This window comes from Nonomuraea sp. NPDC048901 (assembly GCF_040649695.1).
GTDB lineage: Bacteria > Actinomycetota > Actinomycetes > Streptosporangiales > Streptosporangiaceae > Nonomuraea.
Genome location: NZ_JBEZFW010000002.1, coordinates 615,543 through 634,773 on the forward strand (window position 1 = coordinate 615,543; position 19,231 = coordinate 634,773).

Here is a 19,231-nt window from a genome sequence, read left to right on the forward strand (position 1 = left end):
CAACATTTACGCGCGCGCTGACCGGACAGCAAGTGATTTTTCCGGCAACTCGGCTAACGTGTGCCGGGTGTCCGGTCTTCCCTCGTTCCGCGCCGTCCTGATCGTGATCGCTTCGGTCATCGCCGTCTCGGTCGTGGCCGTGGGAGTGGCGCTGTCCACGCGGGACGACCTGTTCGCGAGTACGGCCGACCAGCAGCCGGTACGGAAATCGCAGAGACCGGTCCAGAAGACGCAGCCGCAGACCGCCGGTCTCGACAAGATCGTGCCCACGACCGAGCCGGTGAAGGACTTCGGCAAGGGCGGCCCCAGCGTCACCCCGACCCCGCCCCGCGTGCTGGCGATCGCCCGCGCCGAGGTGCCCAAGACCACCCGGTTCGAGCTGGCGAAGCTCAAGCACGTGCAGAAGGTCGCCATCGTCGACGCCGGCTCGGTCCGGGTGTCGGGCACCGGGCTGAACCTGCTCGCCGTCGACCCGGCCGACTTCCGCTCCTGGACGCCCAAGGCCGTCGCCGACCAGCCGGCCGTGTGGAGTGCGCTGTCCAGGGGCGAACTGGTCGCCGAGACCTCGGCCGTACGCAGGCTCGGCATGATCCTGGGCGCCGAGTACCAGGTGGACGGCGGCCCCCGCCTGCGCGTCGCGGCCTCGGCCACCCTCGGCCTGTCGGGGATCGACGGCCTGGTGGGCGCCGACATGGGCAAGGCACTCGGCCTGGCGCCGGGCGTCGCGGTCCTGCTGCACGGCAAGCCCGGCATCAGCGAGCCGGGCGTACGCAAGCTGCTCGGCAAGGGCGCCCAGGTCGTGACACTGGGCGCCCGCCCCAAGGCCCAGCCGACGCAGCCGGCCCAGCAGACGGCCAAGCCGCAGCAGCAGGTCAACGTCGGGCGGCCCAGCAGCTACCTCGACCTCTACAAAGCCTCGGCCACCCACTGCCCCGGCCTGTCATGGACCGTGCTGGCGGCGATCGGCCAGGTGGAGAGCGGGCACGGCCGCAACAACGGCCCGTCGAGCGCGGGCGCGCTCGGGCCGATGCAGTTCATGCCCGCCACCTGGAAGCACTACGGCGTGGACGGCGACGGCGACGGCAAGTCCGACATCTGGAGCCCGTACGACGCGGTGCCCGCGGCGGCCAAGTACCTCTGCGCGAACGGCGCCGGCCAGGGCGGCCAGAAGCTGCGCAAGTCGATCTGGTTCTACAACCACTCGTGGGACTACGTGAACAAGGTGATGGGCATCGCCGAGGCGTACGCCCGCGCCTACACCTGACGCCCGCGCGCGTTCATGCCTGACGTCTCCGGGGCGGTGGGCAGCAGGTGAGCGCGCAGGGCTGCGGCTCGGGCTCCTCCATCAGCTCGCGGATCATGCGGACGAAGGCCGGATGGGTGCCCGCCGTCGCGGCCCGCTCCATGGGCAGGCCCAGCTCGGTGGCCACCTGCCTGGCCTCGGTGTCGAGGTCGTAGACGACCTCCATGTGGTCGGAGACGAACCCGATCGGCACGAGCACGACCGACCGGGCGTCGGTCTTGCGCAGATGGTCGCAGACGTCGGGCTCCAGCCACGGCACCTCGGGCGGCCCGCTGCGCGACTGCCACACCAGGTCCCACGGCTGGGTGCGGCCCAGCGCCTCGTTGACCAGCTCGGCGCTCCTGCGCAGCTGCGCCTCGTAGAGACCGCCGTAGGGCCCGGCGGTGCGCGCCATCGAGACCGGCACGCTGTGCGCGGTGAACACCAGCCGGGCGTCGTCGCGGCCGAGCCGGTCGAGCGCCTGCCCGACGTGGTCGGCCATGGCGGCGACGAACCCCGGATGATCCCCGAAGTGCCGCATCTTGACCAGCTCGGGACCGCCCTTGACGGAGATCCTGGCGATGTCCTCGTAGTACTGGCGGCAGCTGGAGTAGCCGGCGAACGCCGAGGTGGCGAACACCGCCGCCTTGCGGATCCCGTCCGCCTTCATCCGCTGGACGGTCTCCTCGCCGAACGGCTCCCAGTTGCGGTTGCCCCAGTAGACGGGCACATCGACCACCGGACGCAGCGCCTCGATGAGCGCGCGGTTCTGGCCGTTGATCGGGCTGACCCCGCCGAAACCCTGGTAGTGCTCGGCCACCTCCAGCAGCCGCTCCTGCGGCACACCTCGGCCCCGCACCACGTTCTCCAGAAACGGCAACACGTCCTCAGGCCCCTCGGGCCCACCGAACGACAGCACCAGCAGAGCGTCGTAGTTCCCCACGGACCCACCTTATTCCGGCGAGGGAGCGCCGCCGCCCTGAGCGGGTCTCTACGGAGCTAGGCAACTGAACAGGGTACGTTTTGTGGAGTGAGCGCATTCAACGACATTCGTGACTATGTTGCCATCCCCCGGGTTCTCTCGCTGAAGCTCTCGCCCGACGGCTCCCGGCTGATCTCCGCGGTCCAGTCCCTCAACCCCGACGGCAAGTCGTACGGCACCGCGCTCTGGGCCATTCCGATCGACGGTGAGCCGTACCGGCTGACCCGCTCGGCCAAGGGTGAGAGCGCGGCGGAGTTCACCGACGCGGGCGACGTGCTGTTCACCTCGGCCCGGCCCGACCCGACCGTCAAGGACGCCACCGACGAGGTGCCCTCGCTGTGGCTGCTGCCCCGCTCGGGCGGTGAGGCCCGGCAGGTGGCCGCCCGTCCCGGCGGCGTCGGCGCCTTCCGTACGGCCGGTGACGTGGTGGTGTTCGCCGCCGACGTGCTCACCGGCGAGGAGGCGGCCGAGGAGGAGCGCCGCAAGGCGCGCAAGGACGCCGGTATCAGCGCGATCCTGCACGAGAGCTACCCGGTCCGCTACTGGGACCACGACCTCGGCCCCGGCCACACCCGGCTGTTCGCCGCGAGGCTCGGCGCGGACCGGCTGGAGGACGTACGCGACCTGACCCCCGACCCGGGCGAGGCGCTGCGCGACGTCACCTTCGCGCTCACGCCCGACGGCGCCACCGTGATCGCGACCTGGCGTACCATCCTCCCGGACGCCGAGCTGCGGGTGGACCTGGTCGCCATCGACGTGGCCACCGGTGAGCGGCGCACGCTGTTCACCGAGGAGGGCCACGACTTCTACGGCCCGATCGCGGTCTCGCCCGACGGCACCCGCGTCGCCTGCGCGCGCGAGCGTCTGGCCGGGCTCGACGTCTCCGTCCGCATCGATCTGTGGATCGGCGACCTGGCCACCGGCGCGGGGCGTGCCTACGCACCTGACCTGTTCCCGGCGGACGTCGAGTGGGCGCCCGACTCGTCGGCTGTCTACCTCGCGGCCGACCAGCGGGGCCGCCGCCCGATCTTCCGCGTGCCGCTGGACGGGGAGGTCGCCCGGCTGACCCAGGACGACGCCGCCTACCTCGGGCTCAACGCATCGGCCGACGGCCGGTTCGTCTACGCGCTGCACAGCGGCGTCGACCGCACCCACGGCCCGGCCAGGATCGACACCGCCACCGGCGAGATCACCGACCTGCCCTCGCCCGCCTCGCGCCCCGAGCTGCCCGGCACGCTGACCGAGGTCTCCGCGACGGCCGACGACGGCACCACGATCCGCGGCTGGCTCACGCTGCCCGAGGGCGCCTCGGCCGACGACCCGGCGCCGATCCTGCTCTGGATCCACGGCGGTCCCGTCGCCTCGTGGAACGACTGGCAGTGGCGCTGGAACCCCTGGATCATGGTCCAGCACGGCTACGCCGTCCTGCTGCCGGACCCGTGCCTGTCCACCGGCTACGGTCAGGAGATGATCGACCGCGGGTGGGGCAACTGGGGTCCGCGTACCCTGGCCGATCTCGACGCGATCGTGGACGTGGTCGTGGCCAGGGACGACATCGACGGCGAGCGGATCGGCGCGATGGGCGGCTCGTACGGCGGCTACATGGCCAACTGGATCGCCGGCCACAGCGACCGCTACAAGGCCATCGTCACCCACGCCGCCCTGTGGAACCTCGACCAGTTCGCCGGCACCACCGACGCGGCCCAGTACTGGCAGCGCGAGATGGGCGAGCCCGGCTCCGAGCGGTACGCCAAGCTCTCCCCGCACCACGGGCTCGACAGCATCACCACCCCGATGCTCGTCATCCACGGCGACAAGGACTACCGGGTGCCGATCGGGGAGGCGCTGCGCCTGTGGTGGGACCTGCAGCGCCGCAACGTCGAGTCGAAGTTCCTGTACTTCCCCGACGAGAACCACTGGATACTCAAGCCCGGCAACGCCGTCGCCTGGTACGAGACCGTGCTGGCCTTCCTTGGCCAGCACGTCCTCGGTCAGGAGTGGAAGCGCCCGGACTCGGTGGCGTGATGACCGATCCGCAGGCACTGCTCGACCTGGCCGAGGACATCGCGCGCGAGGCGGGCGACATGCTGCTCGCCAAGCGGCCCACGATGTCGGAGGTCGTCGAGACCAAGTCCAGCCCCACCGACGTGGTCACCGCCCTGGACACGGCGTCGGAGCGGCTCATCCGCGCCCGCGTCCTGGAGGCCAGGCCCGGCGACAGCGTGCTGGGGGAGGAGGGCGGCGAGGCCGCCGGTGACTCCGGTGTGCGCTGGATCGTCGACCCCATCGACGGCACGGTCAACTTCCTGTACGGCCTGCCCGAGTGGGCGGTGTCGATCGCCGTCGAGGTGGGCGGCGAGATCGTCGCGGGCGTGGTGAACGTGGTGCCGCGCGGCGAGGTGTTCACCGCGGCGCGCGGCCGGGGCGCCTGGCTCGGCGGCGAGCGGCTGCGCTGCAACACCGGCGTGCCGCTGCCGCAGGCGCTGGTCGCGACCGGCTTCGGCTACCTGCGCGAACGCCGGGCCGTGCAGGCCCAGGTGCTGGCGTCGGTGCTGCCGCGGGTACGCGACATCAGGCGCGGCGGCTCGTGCGCCGTCGACCTCTGCTCGGTGGCCTCGGGCCGGGTGGACGCCTACTACGAGCGGGGCACCAACTACTGGGACTTCGCCGCGGCCGGGCTGGTCGCGACCGAGGCGGGGGCCAGGATCGGCGGGCTGAACGGCAGGCCGTACAGCAACGACTTCGTGCTCTGCGCGGCGCCGGGGCTGTTCGACGAGCTGCACGACCTGCTCGTACCGCTGGATCCCCAGCGCGACGCCTGACGGCGCGTGGGTCCCCAACACGGCGATCCCCAACACGGCGCGAAAACGGCCGGAGCCCTTGCCCGGGGCTCCGGCCGTTTCGTCACACGATGTGCCGATCAATGAGGCAACGGGACGCCGTTGTCATCCGCCAGGCGGCGCAGGTCCTCGATCTCGGCGGTGAGGGTGTCGGCGAGGTAGTCGTCGCCGGCGCACCGGGCCTCCCGAAGGCCCTTGTAAGCCTGGTCGAGGCGGCTTTCGATCGTGGTCGTGAACTCGCCCATCTCACCTACTCTCTTCAGGGGTTGCGGAGCGAAGAGCGCCCACCGCTCGTGGGGAAGCCAAAAGAGGCACACGGCGATGGGTGTCCAGCAGGCATACCCCGGCCCATCGCTTACCGAAACATGAATTTGGCTGTGCCTTGCGGCACACATGCTCTGACATGCCTTACCGTGCGCTTATCGCAGGTGTGGGCAGAATGAAGCAGCGGATCCGGAGAGAGGTGCCAGTCGTGCGAGTGCTGGTTGTAGAGGACGAGCTGGTGCTCGCCGACGCGATCGCGACCGGTCTGCGGCGCGAGGCCATGGCGGTGGACGTGGCCTATGACGGGGGCGGCGCGCTGGAGCGCACCTCCTACATCGACTACGACGTGATCGTCCTGGACCGCGACCTGCCGGTCGTGCACGGGGACGAGGTCTGCCGCCGGCTGGTGGAGCAGCGTACGTCCTCGCGCATCCTGATGCTGACCGCGTCCGGCGACGTCGACGACAAGGTGGAGGGGCTCGGCCTGGGGGCCGACGACTACCTGGCCAAGCCGTTCGTCTTCGTCGAACTGGTCGCCCGGGTGCGGGCGCTCGGCCGCCGGTCGGCGCCGGCCCTGCCGCCCGTCCTGGAGCGGGGCGGGATCCGGCTGGACCCGGGCAAGCGGCTGGTCGAGCGTGAGGGCAAGGAGGTCATCCTCACCAAGAAGGAGTTCGCGGTCCTGGAAGAGCTGATGCGGGCGGAGGGCGCCGTCGTCAGCCAGGAGGATCTGCTGGACAAGGCGTGGGACGAGAACATCGATCCGTTCACCAACGTGGTGCGGGTGACGATGATGACCCTGCGCAAGAAGCTGGGGGATCCGCAGGTGATCGAGACGGTGCCCGGAGTGGGATACAAGTTGTGACTCAACGGCCGGAGCGCGAGGCGATGCCGACGCATCCGATGATCAGCCCGCACTCGGAGCGGGCCGTGGCGCGGGCGGAGCAGGCGCGGGCGGAGTCGGCGCCGCCGCCGAGCGGCCAGCCCGTCTGGGACGGCCCGCCGCCACCGTCATACGCCCGGCCGCAGCGGACCACGATGGACGTGGTCAAGGCGCTGCCGGGCAAGCTGAGCATCCGATGGAGGCTCACCATCGCTTACGGCTCGCTGTTCTTCGTGGCCGCGGCGGTGCTCCTCATCTCCATGTACGTCATCGTCGGCACAGCGATCAACGTTGTGTGGCCGGAAATCAACACCGACAACATCGACGCCATCGACGCGGCCATCGTCCACGCGCGCTGGTACGCCGCAAAGGACCAGACCGTCGCCAGCGCCCGCGACGCGATGCTGCAGAGCTCCTTGATGGCGCTGGCGGGCGTCGGCATCCTCGCGGTGATCCTCGGTTACTTCGTCGCCGACCGGGCGATGCGGCCCGTGAGCCAGATGACGGCCACGGCCAAGAAGCTCTCCGAGAGCACCCTGGCCCATCAGCGCATCGACCTGGAGGGCCCGGACGACGAGCTGAAGGAGCTGGCCGACACCTTCGACGCCATGCTCACCCGGCTCAACGTCGCCTTCGACACCCAGCGAAGGTTCGTCGCCAACGCCTCGCACGAGTTGCGAACTCCGCTCACGATCAACCGGACGGTCCTGGAGATCGCCCTGTCCGATCCCGAGGCGTCACAGGACCTCAAGGCGCTCGGCCGTACCCTGCTCGAAGTCAACGCGCGCAACGAGAAGCTCATCGAGGGACTGCTGCTGCTCGCCAGGAGCGAACGCGAGCTGGCGGTACGCAAGCCGCTGGACGTCAAGGACGTCGCCCAGACGGCCGTTGAGCAGGTGACCCCATTCGCCGAAGATAACGGCGTAACCATCACCACCGAACTGGTCAGCGCGCCTACCATAGGCGATCCGGTGCTCTTGGAGCGGTCCGTCAGCAACCTGCTCGAGAACGCCGTCAAGTACAACATTCCCGAAAACGGAAAAGTATGGATCCGAACGGGAATGGTAGACGGTGCACTGGTTGTTCAGGTGGCCAACACGGGGCAGCATGTCCCTGCGTACGAGGTGAACAGCCTGTTCGAGCCCTTCCGGAGGCTCCACGCGGATCGTGTGGATTCGGCGAAGGGATCTGGTCTTGGGCTGTCCATCGTTCGCGCTGTTGTGCAGGCGCACGGTGGAAATGTGACCGCCGTGCCGCGGGAGGGCGGAGGACTTGTGGTGACCATTCGGCTGCCGAGCCGCTGATCCGGCGTGTTGCACCACGGCGGGCGTCTCGTTCTCGCCGCACATGTGGTTGGATGTGCCGTCGAACACGGTGGGGCATGCCGCCAAGGCTGTGGGTTTCGCCATATTTGGCTAACCATTGCCGACGGCAGCGGGTCCTGACGTGTTGGGAGGTTCATGGTTCCTTCCTGCTGGGTACCGATGCAAAAATTCCCCCGGCAGAACGGGCACAAGATGAGGCTCCCGGGCGTTAGAAGACGCGCGATGAGCGCGAAGACGTATAGATGAGGGGGATGGAGCAAGCACGATGGCTACCGATTACGACAGCCCGCGCAAGACGGACGACGACCTGGGGGAAGACAGCCTCCAGGAGCTCCAGGCGCGGCGCACCGACAAGTCGTCGGGCAGTATCGACATCGATGAGACCGATCTGGCCGAGTCGCTCGAACTACCCGGTGCCGACCTGTCGAACGAAGAGCTCAGCCTGCGCGTGATTCCGCGCCAGGCGGACGAGTTCACCTGCTCGCGTTGCTTCCTCGTGCACCACCGCAGCCAGCTGGCGTCCGAGAAGAACGGCCAGCAGGTGTGCCGGGAGTGCGCCGCCTGACGAAGGAGGAGGCTCCGCGTGGCCGCACCTGAGAAGGACAGGCAACCAGGCGACGAGATCGCCGACCCCGATAAAGAGGTCGGCGAGCTCGTAGGCCGGCTCGCCGACTCCGGTGAGCTGGAGCCGGCCGAGCGGCGACGGCTGCTCGGCCGTCTAGCCCGCGCTCTGGCCTCCGGCGCGCGCAAGACGCGTGAGACCGGAGTGGGGCGTGGACGCTGGCTGGCGGATGTGTTCATGAACATCGCGCCCCGCATCCCCATCAGAGACCTTCACACCCTCTCCGAGCACCACCACGGCCTGACCGGCGAGCAGCTCGCCGACGACCTGGTGCGCACCGCCCAGAAGGCGACCATGACGGTCGGCGCCATCGGCGGAGCGCTCGCCGCGGCCGAGTTCGCGGCCCCACCCCTCCTCCTCTCCGCTCCGGCCCAGCTCGTCGCCGAGACCATCGTGGTGGCCGCCATCGAGGTCAAGCTGCTGGCCGAGCTCCACGAGGTCTATGGCGTACGCGTCTCGGGCACCGGCACGCAGCGCGCGGCCGTCTTCGCCGCGGCCTGGGCCAAGCAGCGCGGCGTCGACCCCCTCGCGCCCGCCTCCGTCACCCTCGCGCTCGGCGCGGCCACGAAGACGGCCCTGCGCAACCGCCTCATGCGTACCCTCGGACGCCATCTGACCACGCTGGGCCCGTTCCTCACCGGCGCGGTCGCCGGCGGCGCGCTCAACCGGATGGCGACCAAGAAGCTGGGCGAGGCCATCCGCGACGACCTGCGCGGCAAGCTGCCGCCCGGCCGCCGCTCGCCGGAGGTCCGGCCTTAGAACGTTTGCGTTGGGACGCCCGCTCTGGGACGACCTCCGCTGGCCTAGCGGTCCCGCTCGTCGATGACTCGCCGGAGTTTGCCCACTGAGCGCTCCAGCGTCTCCGGGTCCACCACCTCGACCTCGACCTGTACGCCGATCGTGTCCTTGACGACCCTGCGCAGCGTCTGCCCTGCCTCTGCGCGGGCCTCTGTGCCCTCCTCCAGGCCCGGTCGCGCCTCGACCCTGACCGTCATCACGTCGAGCCGCTCCGGGCGGGTGAGCCGTACCTGGAAGTGCGGCGACAGCCCCGGCACGCGCAGCACGATCTCCTCGATCTGGGTGGGGAAGACGTTCACCCCGCGCAGGATGATCATGTCGTCGGTACGGCCCGTCACCTTCTCCATCCGCCGGAACGCCGGCCGCGCGGTGCCGGGCAGCAGCCTGGTCAGGTCGCGGGTCCGGTAGCGGATGATCGGCAGCGCCTCCTTGGTGAGGCTGGTGAAGACCAGCTCGCCCGACTCGGCGGGGGCCCCGGTGAACGGGTCGACGGTCTCGGGGTAGAAGTGGTCCTCCCAGACGTGCAGGCCGTCCTTCGACTCCACGCACTCGTTGGCCACGCCCGGCCCCATCACCTCGGACAGTCCGTAGATGTCGACGGCGTCCAGGTCGAAGCGGTCCTCGATCTCGGCGCGCATCTCCTCGGTCCACGGCTCGGCGCCGAAGACGCCGATACGCAGCGAGCACGCGCGGGCGTCCAGGCCCTGCCGGTCGAACTCGTCGAGCAACGCCAGCATGTACGACGGCGTGACCATGATGACGTCCGGCCGGAAGTCGGTGATCAGTTGTACCTGGCGGGGCGTCATGCCGCCGGAGACCGGTATCACCGTGCAGCCCAGCCGCTCGGCGCCGTAGTGGGCGCCCAGGCCGCCGGTGAACAGGCCGTAGCCGTACGAGATGTGCACGATGTCGCCCGGCCGCCCGCCCGAGGCGCGGATCGAGCGGGCCATGACCTCGGCCCAGACGTCGAGGTCGTTCTTGGTGTAGCCGACCACCGTGGGCTGCCCGGTGGTGCCGCTGGAGGCGTGCACCCGCGCCACCCGCTCCCGTGGCACGGCGAACATGCCGAAGGGGTAGCAGTCGCGCAGGTCCTGCTTCGTGGTGAAGGGGAACTTCACCAGGTCGCCGAGCTCCTTGCAGTCGGCTGGGTGAACGCCATGCTCATCAAACTTTTGCCGATATTTCGGGACATTTTGGTATGCGTGGTGGAGTGTCCGTTGGAGGCGCTCGAGTTGGAGGGCCATGAGCTCGTCGCGCGAAGCCCGCTCGATCGGGTCGAGGTCGCCGGGCTGAGGGGCGGCGCCGAGTCTCATCTCATCTCCTTGCTGCGGCCGCGGAACTCCGCGACCACCTCACCGTCGGCCTTCTTCACCGTGATGTCGTAGATGCCACTGCGGCCGTAGCGGGTACGTTCGGCGGCCTCGGCCGTCAGCACGTCACCCATGCGGGCCGGCGCCACGAAGGTGATCTCCGCCCCCGCCGCGACCGTCACGGGGCCGTGGCTGTTGCACGCGCAGGCGAAGGCGGTGTCGGCCAGCAGGAAGACGTAGCCGCCGTGGCACAGCGCGTGCCCGTTGATCATCCGCTCGGTGACCTCCATCCGGCACACCGCCCGCCCGGCCCCCAGCTCCGTCAGCTCGATCCCCAGGGCCGCGGAGGCGGTGTCGGCGTCCATCATGCGCCGCGCGCTCTCCAACGCAGGTCTCCCTCGCTCAACTGACCGACTGTTCGGTAAATACTCCACCGCCCACCCTGATCTCTGTCAAGAGACGACCGAACCCCCGCCACCCGCCCTCCGATACCCACGACCTCCCCGCCACCCGACCCGGCTGCCCGACGCCGCCGCCCGCTCCCCCCAACGCCACCCGTCCCGGCTGCCCGACGCCGTCACCTGCCCCCGCCGTCCGCCCCGGCCGCCCGCCGCCCGGCGCCGCCGGCGGGGCCCGATGGCCGTAGCGCCGTCCGACTCCCGCCGGGCCGTCGTTTTCCTCGCCCCCGGCAGGGGCGTCCCTCCCAAGGGCTCAGCCACCACGGACCGTCCTTTTCCCTCCCCCGAAGGGGGTTTCTCTCCAAGGACCTCAGCTACCACCGACCGTCACACGGACCGAGACGGTCGTGTGACGAAGCTCACCGGGGCCACCGCACTAGGAGATATGTGCGATTCGCGTTTGTTTGTGCAGGTCCTGGGCAAGGTCACTACGGCGCCGCTCGCCGTGCGTGAGTTCGCGGCATTGGACCGCTCCCGAGTCCTGGTAAAGACCCTGGGCGCGGAAGCGGGGCGAGGTCTGGATGGTCAGGCCGGCCGCCCATGTCGTCGCGATCATCTCCCAGGCGGAGCCCCGAGCGGGTGGCCGCCACCATGTACCGCGTCCCGCGGCATGTGGAGGATGGACTCTAGGAGGACCTGGGTGAGTGGCCGTAACTCGTTTATGATCGTCGCGAACCGGTTGCCGGTGGATCGAACGGTCGAGCCGGACGGGACGGCCTCATGGCGCAGGAGCCCGGGCGGGCTCGTCACCGCCATCGCTCCCGTCATGCAGCGCCGGCACGGCGCGTGGCTGGGCTGGCACGGCGCCGCCGACGAGCGCCTGGAGCCCTTCGACCAGGACGGCATGAGCCTGGTCCCGGTGCCGCTGTCGGCTCGCGAGGTGGAGCTCTACTACGAGGGCTTCTCCAACGCCACGCTCTGGCCGCTCTATCACGACGTGGTGGCGCCGCCGATCTTCGAGCGTGACATGTGGGACGCCTACACCACCGTCAACCAGCGCTTCGCCGAGGCCGCGGCCGAGGTGGCCGAGGAGGGGGCGGTCGTCTGGGTGCAGGACTACCAGCTCCAGCTGGTCCCGGCCATGCTGCGCAGGCTCCGGCCGGACCTGCGCATCGGCTTCTTCCTGCACATCCCGTTCCCGCCGGTCGAGCTGTTCTGGCGGCTGCCGTGGCGCAAGGAGCTGGTCGAAGGGCTGCTCGGGGCCGATCTGGTGGGCTTCCAGCTGCCCGGCGGCGCCGCCAACTTCCGGCGGCTGTGCCGCAGGCTGCTCGGCCTGCCGTACAAGGGGAACGAGATCTTCCTCGACGACCGGATCGTGACCACGCAGGCGTTCCCCATCTCGGTGGACTTCGCCGAGCTCGACACGATGGTGCGCCAGGAGCACATCATGACCCGCGCCAAGGAGATCAGGGCGGAGCTCGGCGATCCTGAGCACGTGCTGCTCGGGGTGGACCGGCTGGACTACACCAAGGGCATCGGGCTGCGGCTGGAGGCGTTCGGCGAGCTGCTGAAGGAGGGGCGGCTGCAGCCCAACGAGGCGGTGTTCGTGCAGATCGCCACGCCCAGCCGGGAGCGGGTCGACGAATACCGGCGGCTGCGCGACGACATCGAGCTGCAGGTCGGCCGGATCAACGGCGAGCACGCGATGCTCGGCTTGCAGCCGATCCAGTATTTCCACCAGTCGTACGGCCGCGAGGAGCTGGCCGCGCTCTATCTGGCCAGCGACGTCATGGTGGTCACGCCGCTGCGTGACGGGATGAACCTGGTCGCCAAGGAGTACGTCGCCTGTCACCACGACCTGCGGGGCGCGCTCGTGCTCAGTGAGTTCGCGGGGGCGGCCGACGAGCTGCGGCAGTCGTACCTGGTCAATCCGTACGACGTCGAGGACGTCAAGCGCCAGATGATGACGGCGATGCGGGCCACGCCGCACGAGCTGGCCCGGCGGATGCGTACGATGCGCCGCCGGGTAGCCACCTACGACGTGGACCGCTGGGCAGGAGAGTTCCTCAATGCCCTTGAGACACCTGCTTTACCGTCTTCCACGCCTCATACCGCTTCTTGGCGGTCCGGTTGACCACGATCTGCGCCACGGACATCCCGACGCCCATCACCACGGCGTAGCCGATGGCCTCGCCCATGCTGACCTCGGGTGAGTCGGTGTCGATCGGCGGCTCTTTGCCGGTGGTCTTCACCCAGACGAACCCGAGGATCTTGCGTGCCGCCCAAGCGGTGGCCAATCCGACCAGTCCCCCGATGACCCGCCAGGCGAGGTCAGGCTTGTCGTCTGCCATCCGAACGTCTCCTTCCGCTATGTAACGAACCCTAGTCTGTAACGCTTCCTGGGCCGGTGAAGCCGTACCATAAGGAGGCATGAATCAGCAGCGACTACGCCATGCAGCCATGCCGGAGAAACCGACTCTCGACGGCTTGGAGAAGGTATGGGTAGAGCGCTGGGAAGATGACGCCATCTACCGGTTCGACAGGTCCAAGCCGTGGGAGCAGATCTACTCGATCGACACCCCGCCGCCGACCGTCTCCGGTTCCCTTCACGTGGGTCACGTCTTCTCCTACACGCACACCGACACCATCGCCCGTTTCCAGCGGATGCGCGGCCGCGAGGTCTTCTACCCCATGGGTTGGGACGACAACGGCCTGCCCACCGAGCGGCGGGTGCAGAACCACTTCGGCGTCCGCTGTGACCCTTCGGTGCCCTATGACCCGGACTTCACACCTCCGGCCAAGCCCGATCCCAAGCGGCAGGTCTCCGTCTCGCGCGGCAACTTCATCGAGCTGTGCGAGCGGCTGACCCTCGAGGACGAGAAGGCGTTCGAGGAGCTGTGGCGGCGGCTGGGGCTGTCCGTCGACTGGTCGCTGACGTACGCGACCATCGACGGCGGCGCGCGGGCCGCCTCGCAGCGGGCCTTCCTGCGCACCCTGGCGCGCGGCGAGGCCTATCTGGCCGAGGCGCCGACGCTGTGGGACGTCTCCTTCCGCACCGCCGTCGCCCAGGCGGAGCTCGAGGACCGCGAGTGGCCGGGGGCCTTCCACCGGGTCTCCTTCTACGGCGAGAAGGGGCCGGTCTGGATCGAGACGACCCGGCCCGAGCTGCTGCCCGCCTGCGTCGCCCTGGTGGCGCACCCCGACGACGAGCGGTACAAGCCGCTGTTCGGCACCTCGGTGCTGACGCCGCTGTTCGGGGCCGAGGTGCCGGTGCTGGCCCACCACCTGGCCGAGCCCGACAAGGGTTCCGGCATCGCGATGGTCTGTACGTTCGGCGACCTCACCGACGTCACCTGGTGGCGCGAGCTGGCGTTGGAGACCAGGCCGATCATCGGCAAGGACGGCCGCCTGCTGCCCGAGCCGCCCGAGGGCGTCGAGCAGGAGCCGTACAAAGAGCTGGCCGGCAAGACCGTCCACAGCGCGCGTGAGCGCGTCGTGGAGCTGCTGCGCGAGTCCGGCGACCTGGACGGCGACCCGCGCGCCACGAAGCGGATGGTGAAGTTCTACGAGAAGGGCGAGCGCCCGCTGGAGATCGTCACCACCCGCCAGTGGTACATCCGCAACGGCGGGCGCGACCCCCAGCTGCGCGAGCAGCTCCTGGCCAGGGGCGCCGAGCTGCGCTGGCACCCGCCGCACATGAAGGTCCGCTACGACAACTGGGTGCGGGGGCTGGCCGGCGACTGGCTGATCTCCCGGCAGCGCTTCTTCGGCGTGCCGATCCCCGTCTGGTACCCGCTGGACGCCTCGGGCGAGCCCGACTACTCCCGCCCGCTGGTGCCGTCGGAGGACCTGCTGCCGATCGACCCCTCCTCGCAGGTGCCCGACGGCTACACCGCGGACCAGCGGGGCGTGCCGGGCGGCTTCATGGGCGATCCGGACATCATGGACACCTGGGCGACCTCGTCCCTCACGCCGGAGATCGCCGGCGGCTGGGAGCGGGATCCCGACCTGTTCGCCCGGGTCTTCCCGATGGACCTGCGGCCGCAGGCGCACGAGATCATCCGCACCTGGCTGTTCTCCACCGTGGTCAGGGCGCACCAGGAGTTCGGCACGCTGCCGTGGCGTGACGTGGTCATCGCGGGCTGGATCCTCGACCCCGACCGCAAGAAGATGTCCAAGTCCAAGGGCAACGTCACGACGCCGCTCGGGCTGCTGGAGGAGTACGGCTCCGACGCGGTCCGCTACTGGGCGGCCAGCGGGCGGCCGGGCACCGACACGGCGTTCGACACCGGGCAGATCAAGGTCGGCCGGCGGCTGGCCATCAAGATCCTCAACGCGTCGAAGTTCGTGCTCGGCTTCCCGGAGTCCGAGGCGGCGGTCACCGAGCCGCTCGACCTGTCGATGCTCGCCCAGCTCTCAGGGGTGGTCGAGGAGGCCACCCAGGCGTTCGAGGGCTACGACTACACCCGGGCGATGGAGGCCGCCGAGCGCTTCTTCTGGGCGTTCTGCGACGACTATCTGGAGCTGGTCAAGGCCAGGGCCTACGAGAGCGGTCCGGCGGCCGCCTCGGCGCACGCGGCGCTGCGCCAGGCGCTCGACGTGCTGCTGCGGCTCTTCGCGCCGTTCCTGCCGTTCGTCACGGAAGAGGTCTGGTCCTGGTGGCGGCCGGGCTCCGTCCACCGCGCGGCCTGGCCGTCGGTCCCGGCGGGCGCGGGCGACCCGGCGGTGCTCGCCGTGGCCTCCGACGTGCTCGGGCGCATCCGCAAGGCCAAGTCGGCCGCCAAGCTGTCGATGCGCGCCGAGGTCTCCCGCCTCACCGTGTCGGGCCCCGAGATCGCCCTGGTACGGCTGGCGCAGGACGACCTGTGCGGCGCGGGCAACGTCGAGGAGTTCGTCCTCGACGAGGGTCCCGAATTCGCCGTCGAGGTGACGCTGGAGGAGCAGTAGCCGCTAGTAGTCGCACACCCCCGAGGGGAAGATCGCCTCAAGGCGGGCCTGCTCCTCGGGGGACGGGCGCCACGAGCCGTACAGACCGCGCGCGATGGCCCTGGACACCGGCTGCAGGCGGCACTTGTAGACGCCGCCCTCCAGCGGACCGCCCGCCACCACGCGAGAGGTGGAGTAGAGCGGGAAGCGCGCGGTGCAGGCACCGGCGGCGCGCTGGTCCAGGATGCCGTCCCACACGTGCGGACCCGCGGCGATCTGCGCCCCGGAGCTGGTGAAGCAGCGGTCCACGGCCGCCGCGGGCTTGTTGCCCGCCACCCCGCGCCACGGGCGCGAGCGGATGTTGGCCATCCACTGGTCCATCACCTGCAGCGCCTCGGGCGTCTGGTCGAAGGCCGGCCCGTCGGGGCGGGCGTCGGTGAACCAGATGACCTGGTTGCCGGCGTTGCCGTCGTAGTTCAGCATCCGCTGCCGCGAGACGAACGACTGGTGCGAGTCGTGCATGTCGAGCTGGTCCTCGAGATAGTGGCGCCAGTCGATGATCGGGATGGCGATGTCGCCCCTGAACACCAGCCCGCTGCGCTCCACGTTCTTGATCGCGATCGGGTCGCCGGTACGTCGGGGGGCCGGGTCGCCGGTCCGTATGTTGCGCGAGCTCCACGGGTCGAACTGGGCGGTGTCCTGGCAGAGGGAGGGGGTGAACGGGCAGCCCTCGCGCACCATGTCCTTCGACTCCTTCCAGGAGCCGGCGCGCGCGTTGACGTCGAGGAACTCCGCGGGCGTGATCACGCCCTTCACCAGCGCGCCCAGGCCGTACTGGACGCCGACGTTGTCCCAGGTGGAGCGGGCGTAGCCGTCGGGGGCGACGCCGTAGATCTCGCGCAGGTCGTCCCAGTGCGTCCACTGGATCGTGTCCTTGACGCCGGGCGGGTCCATTTTGGCCCACTCCGGATCGTTGTTGGAGGTCCAGAGGGGGTTCATGGTCAGCGGGGTCAGCCCGCGCCAGCCCTTGACGCACTCGTCGGAGCCCGGCTTGCCGGTGTAGGGGTTGTCGACGGTGTCGCTGGCGTTCATCCCGATCAGCGCGGTCCGCGCGTCCCAGGAGGCCCAGCGCGGGTTGTGGTCCATGTAGCGTTCGAGCAGCTCGCAGTCGCCGACGTGGATGGTCTGGGTGACCATGTCGGGATAGGAATACTGCGGAATCGCCGCGTCGATCACCGCGGTGCCGTAGTTCTGGCCGTAGATGTACTGCTGGAGGGCGCCGCCCGAGGCGCCCACGCCGACGGTGTAGAGCGGCACCCCGTACTTCTCGATGAACCGCTCCTTCACCATCAGCGCGGTCTCGCCGCCGAGGATCAGGTTGTAGTGCGTGGAGGTACGGGTGCCCGAGGAGAACAGGATCGCGTAGCCCTTGCCCAGCCCGTACGCGTCGAGCGCGCTGCCGCCGATCGTGCCCTGGTCGTGGCCGATCCCCACGCCGCCGTCGAAGCGGTAGATCGCCCGGCCGTTGTAGCCGTCCTCCAGCATCGCGATGGAGTAGAGGAAACGGTTGATCACGCCGCGCTCGCGGCGCACCACGAAGTCCACCGTCCGGCCGTCGAGCGTGGTGGTGGTCGACATGTCCGCGGGGCGCTCGGCGGGCATCGTCTTGAACGCGCCGTCCGTCGCGCGGTAGAGCCGCTCCGTCAGCACCGGCGCGAAGCAGTCCCTGCTCCAGCCGCCCGTGGTGCGCATGCCCTGGCCGTCCTGGTTGTCCGCGACGGGCGGGCCGAGCCCGCTCCGCTCCGTCTTGCACAGGAAGGGGTACTGGTGCGGCCCCGAGAAGATCGGTCCCGAGATCGGGTGGTTGCGTAATTTCAGGGTTTCTTTGAACGGCCCCGCCAGTGCCTTGATCGTGTTGTCGCCGTCGATCAGCCCGGTCACCAGGCCGCTGAACGACTGGCCGCCGGGATCCGGCTTGAAGGACGCGGTGACGTCATCGCCGTTGCGCAGCACCTTGAGCCGCACGCCCTGGCTCACCCGTACCCTGACCAACGCGTCCCCGCCACTCACCTGGTCGGCGCGGCTCGACAGCACGTCGAGCGCGGGTTCGCCGCGCGAGGCCAGGGCGGGCACCGGGGCCGCCACGAGACACGCGATCACCGCGGTGATCGCGCTCACCTTAACCAGCGCGACGGTCCTCATGTGCATGACGGTGACATGTGATCATGCCGTTGCCCAGACCCGATCTTTTATCCACGCGCACATATGTCCTTGACGTGCCAGTCTTGAACACGTGCTGACCGACCGCCCAACCAAGCTCGTGCCACCCGTGCTGGCCAAGATGGCGGCATGGTGCCTGTGCCTGATCCTCGTCGGCGTGGTCGTCTACTTCTTCGTCCAGGGCATCGCGCGGCTCAGCTTCGTGGCCCTGCCGGTCGCCATCGCCCTGCTGCTGACCGCGCTGCTGTTCCCGCTCACCAGGAACCTGCGCGAGGCGGGCATGCGCCCCATCTACGCCACCTGGATCACCATGCTGGTGGCCCTCGCGGTGCTCGTCGGCACCGGCTGGCTGGTCGGCGCGCGGGCCACCGAGGAGTTCCCCAACCTGGTCCAGCAGGTCCAGTCCACCGCCCGCGACGTACAGAACTGGCTGATCACCGGCCCACTGCACCTCAAAGAGGCGCAGATCACCAGCTACGTCGACGAGATCGCGACGATGGTCAACGCCCAGCGCACGGCCATCACCAGTACGGTCCTGACCGCCGGCGCCGTCGCCTTCGAGGTGCTCGCGTCCCTCGTGCTGCTGCTGTTCGTCTCGTTCTTCCTGCTCAAGGACGGCGACCGGATCTGGTCGTGGTTCCTGCGGGGGTTCGGCTCGATGGCGCCGCGCGTCGACCGGGCGGGGCGGGCCGCCTGGACCACGCTCTCCCACTACGTGCAGGGCACCGTCGCGGTCGCCGCCGTACACGGCGTGATCATGGGCATCGTGCTGGCCGGCATGGGAGTGCCCCTATGGGCGCCGCTGGCGGTGCTGATCTTCTTCGCCAGCTTCATCCCGATCGTCGGCATCTTCTTCGCCGGTACGATCGCCACCCTGGTCACGCTGGGCGCCAAGGGACCGCTCTACGCGTTGATCTTCGTCGGCATCCTGATCGTCGAGCAGCAGCTGGAGAACCACGTGCTCCAGCCGCTCATCGTCGGCCGGGCGCTCAACTTCCACCCGCTGGCCATCATCCTCGTGCTGTCCGTCGGCGGCATCCTGGCCGGCATCGCGGGCGCGGCGGTGGCCGTGCCCGTGGCGGCGGTGATCTACCGGGCGCTTCCCGAACTTTTCCACAAACCGCCCGCCCTGCCACCCGGGCCCACCCCGGCACCCGCCCCGCCTCCGAGCCCCCCACCTCCGGGCTCGCCGGTCGAGGACGCCAGTCCGCCTGGTAGCGAGTAACCTCGTCACCCGTGACCACCTCGCCACGGGATCTCGGAGATCGGCGGCCCTCTCCCCGCTCTCACGAGGGCTCCCGGCGGCACGACACTCCACCCGCCTGCCCGGTGCGACGGGATCGCGGGCGGAAGGGCGTACCTTGAGGCTGAGGGGGCGCATCGC

17 protein-coding genes are annotated in these 19,231 nt (G+C 69.7%); 10 read left to right on the forward strand and 7 right to left on the reverse strand.

Annotated features, from left to right (window positions below; genetic code table 11):
- Positions 1–67 precede the first annotated feature (67 nt).
- Positions 68–1,264, forward strand: coding sequence for a lytic transglycosylase domain-containing protein (locus tag AB0C30_RS07895; protein ID WP_357940804.1), 1,197 nt, complete (start codon positions 68–70; stop codon positions 1,262–1,264).
- A 13-nt stretch (positions 1,265–1,277) separates the two neighbouring features.
- Here AB0C30_RS07895 and AB0C30_RS07900 read toward each other — a convergent pair whose 3' ends face one another.
- On the reverse strand, positions 1,278–2,225 hold the full coding sequence (locus AB0C30_RS07900) for a ferrochelatase (RefSeq protein WP_357940806.1): 948 nt from the start codon (positions 2,223–2,225) through the stop codon (positions 1,278–1,280).
- A gap of 87 nt (positions 2,226–2,312) precedes the next feature.
- Here AB0C30_RS07900 and AB0C30_RS07905 point away from each other — a divergent pair, with 87 nt between their 5' ends.
- Both AB0C30_RS07905 and AB0C30_RS07910 read left to right on the forward strand, forming a co-directional pair.
- On the forward strand, positions 2,313–4,289 hold the full coding sequence (locus AB0C30_RS07905; protein ID WP_357940808.1) for a S9 family peptidase: 1,977 nt from the start codon (positions 2,313–2,315) through the stop codon (positions 4,287–4,289).
- On the forward strand, positions 4,289–5,086 hold the full coding sequence (locus AB0C30_RS07910; protein ID WP_357940810.1) for an inositol monophosphatase family protein: 798 nt from the start codon (positions 4,289–4,291) through the stop codon (positions 5,084–5,086). Before AB0C30_RS07905 ends, AB0C30_RS07910 begins: the two co-directional genes overlap by 1 nt.
- A gap of 98 nt (positions 5,087–5,184) precedes the next feature.
- On the opposite strand, the gene AB0C30_RS07915 is transcribed toward AB0C30_RS07910, so the two are convergent.
- The gene (locus AB0C30_RS07915; RefSeq protein WP_214635883.1) at positions 5,185–5,349 is read right to left on the reverse strand and encodes a hypothetical protein; all 165 of its coding nucleotides are present in this window, start codon (positions 5,347–5,349) and stop codon (positions 5,185–5,187) included.
- 227 nt (positions 5,350–5,576) lie between these two features.
- Between AB0C30_RS07915 and AB0C30_RS07920 the strand changes: the two genes are divergently transcribed.
- Entirely contained in the window at positions 5,577–6,230 is a 654-nt protein-coding gene (locus AB0C30_RS07920; RefSeq protein WP_357940812.1) for a response regulator transcription factor, read from the forward strand.
- A 1-nt stretch (position 6,231) separates the two neighbouring features.
- Here AB0C30_RS07920 and AB0C30_RS07925 read toward each other — a convergent pair whose 3' ends face one another.
- Positions 6,232–6,417 (reverse strand): hypothetical protein, encoded by a 186-nt coding sequence (locus AB0C30_RS07925; RefSeq protein WP_357941504.1) that lies wholly within the window; start codon positions 6,415–6,417, stop codon positions 6,232–6,234.
- On the opposite strand from AB0C30_RS07925, the gene AB0C30_RS07930 reads away from it, so the two are divergent.
- The 3 genes from AB0C30_RS07930 to AB0C30_RS07940 all read left to right on the forward strand — a co-directional run bounded on the left by AB0C30_RS07930 (position 6,404) and on the right by AB0C30_RS07940 (position 8,954).
- On the forward strand, positions 6,404–7,552 hold the full coding sequence (locus tag AB0C30_RS07930; protein ID WP_357941483.1) for a HAMP domain-containing sensor histidine kinase: 1,149 nt from the start codon (positions 6,404–6,406) through the stop codon (positions 7,550–7,552). The two genes, AB0C30_RS07925 and AB0C30_RS07930, sit on opposite strands and share 14 nt — an antisense overlap.
- 286 nt (positions 7,553–7,838) lie before the next feature.
- Positions 7,839–8,138 carry a DUF4193 domain-containing protein gene (locus tag AB0C30_RS07935; RefSeq protein ID WP_020542847.1) on the forward strand — a complete coding sequence of 100 codons (300 nt, stop codon included), beginning with the start codon at positions 7,839–7,841 and terminating at the stop codon, positions 8,136–8,138.
- A gap of 18 nt (positions 8,139–8,156) precedes the next feature.
- The gene (locus AB0C30_RS07940) at positions 8,157–8,954 is read left to right on the forward strand and encodes a hypothetical protein (RefSeq protein ID WP_357940814.1); all 798 of its coding nucleotides are present in this window, start codon (positions 8,157–8,159) and stop codon (positions 8,952–8,954) included.
- 44 nt (positions 8,955–8,998) lie between these two features.
- Here the strand turns inward: AB0C30_RS07940 and paaK are convergent, their stop codons facing one another.
- Both paaK and paaI read right to left on the reverse strand, forming a co-directional pair.
- Positions 8,999–10,306 carry a phenylacetate--CoA ligase PaaK gene (gene paaK / locus AB0C30_RS07945; RefSeq protein WP_357940816.1) on the reverse strand — a complete coding sequence of 436 codons (1,308 nt, stop codon included), beginning with the start codon at positions 10,304–10,306 and terminating at the stop codon, positions 8,999–9,001.
- Entirely contained in the window at positions 10,303–10,671 is a 369-nt protein-coding gene (gene paaI / locus AB0C30_RS07950; protein WP_225289841.1) for a hydroxyphenylacetyl-CoA thioesterase PaaI, read from the reverse strand. The genes paaK and paaI overlap by 4 nt, the downstream gene beginning before the upstream one ends.
- 730 nt (positions 10,672–11,401) lie before the next feature.
- Between paaI and AB0C30_RS07955 the strand changes: the two genes are divergently transcribed.
- A complete protein-coding gene (locus tag AB0C30_RS07955) occupies positions 11,402–12,835 on the forward strand; it encodes a trehalose-6-phosphate synthase (RefSeq protein ID WP_357940818.1) in 1,434 nt (477 codons plus the stop codon).
- Here AB0C30_RS07955 and AB0C30_RS07960 read toward each other — a convergent pair.
- Positions 12,768–13,052, reverse strand: a complete 285-nt coding sequence (locus AB0C30_RS07960; protein WP_357940820.1) for a DUF4235 domain-containing protein — start codon at positions 13,050–13,052, stop codon at positions 12,768–12,770. The two genes, AB0C30_RS07955 and AB0C30_RS07960, sit on opposite strands and share 68 nt — an antisense overlap.
- A 79-nt stretch (positions 13,053–13,131) precedes the next feature.
- On the opposite strand from AB0C30_RS07960, the gene valS reads away from it, so the two are divergent.
- Positions 13,132–15,648, forward strand: a complete 2,517-nt coding sequence (gene valS / locus AB0C30_RS07965; protein WP_357940822.1) for a valine--tRNA ligase — start codon at positions 13,132–13,134, stop codon at positions 15,646–15,648.
- 3 nt (positions 15,649–15,651) lie between these two features.
- Here the strand turns inward: valS and AB0C30_RS07970 are convergent, their stop codons facing one another.
- Positions 15,652–17,829, reverse strand: coding sequence for a DUF6351 family protein (locus tag AB0C30_RS07970; protein WP_357940824.1), 2,178 nt, complete (start codon positions 17,827–17,829; stop codon positions 15,652–15,654).
- Between the two features lie 91 nt (positions 17,830–17,920).
- Between AB0C30_RS07970 and AB0C30_RS07975 the strand changes: the two genes are divergently transcribed.
- A complete protein-coding gene (locus AB0C30_RS07975) occupies positions 17,921–19,072 on the forward strand; it encodes an AI-2E family transporter (RefSeq protein ID WP_357940826.1) in 1,152 nt (383 codons plus the stop codon).
- Positions 19,073–19,231: the final 159 nt, after the last annotated feature.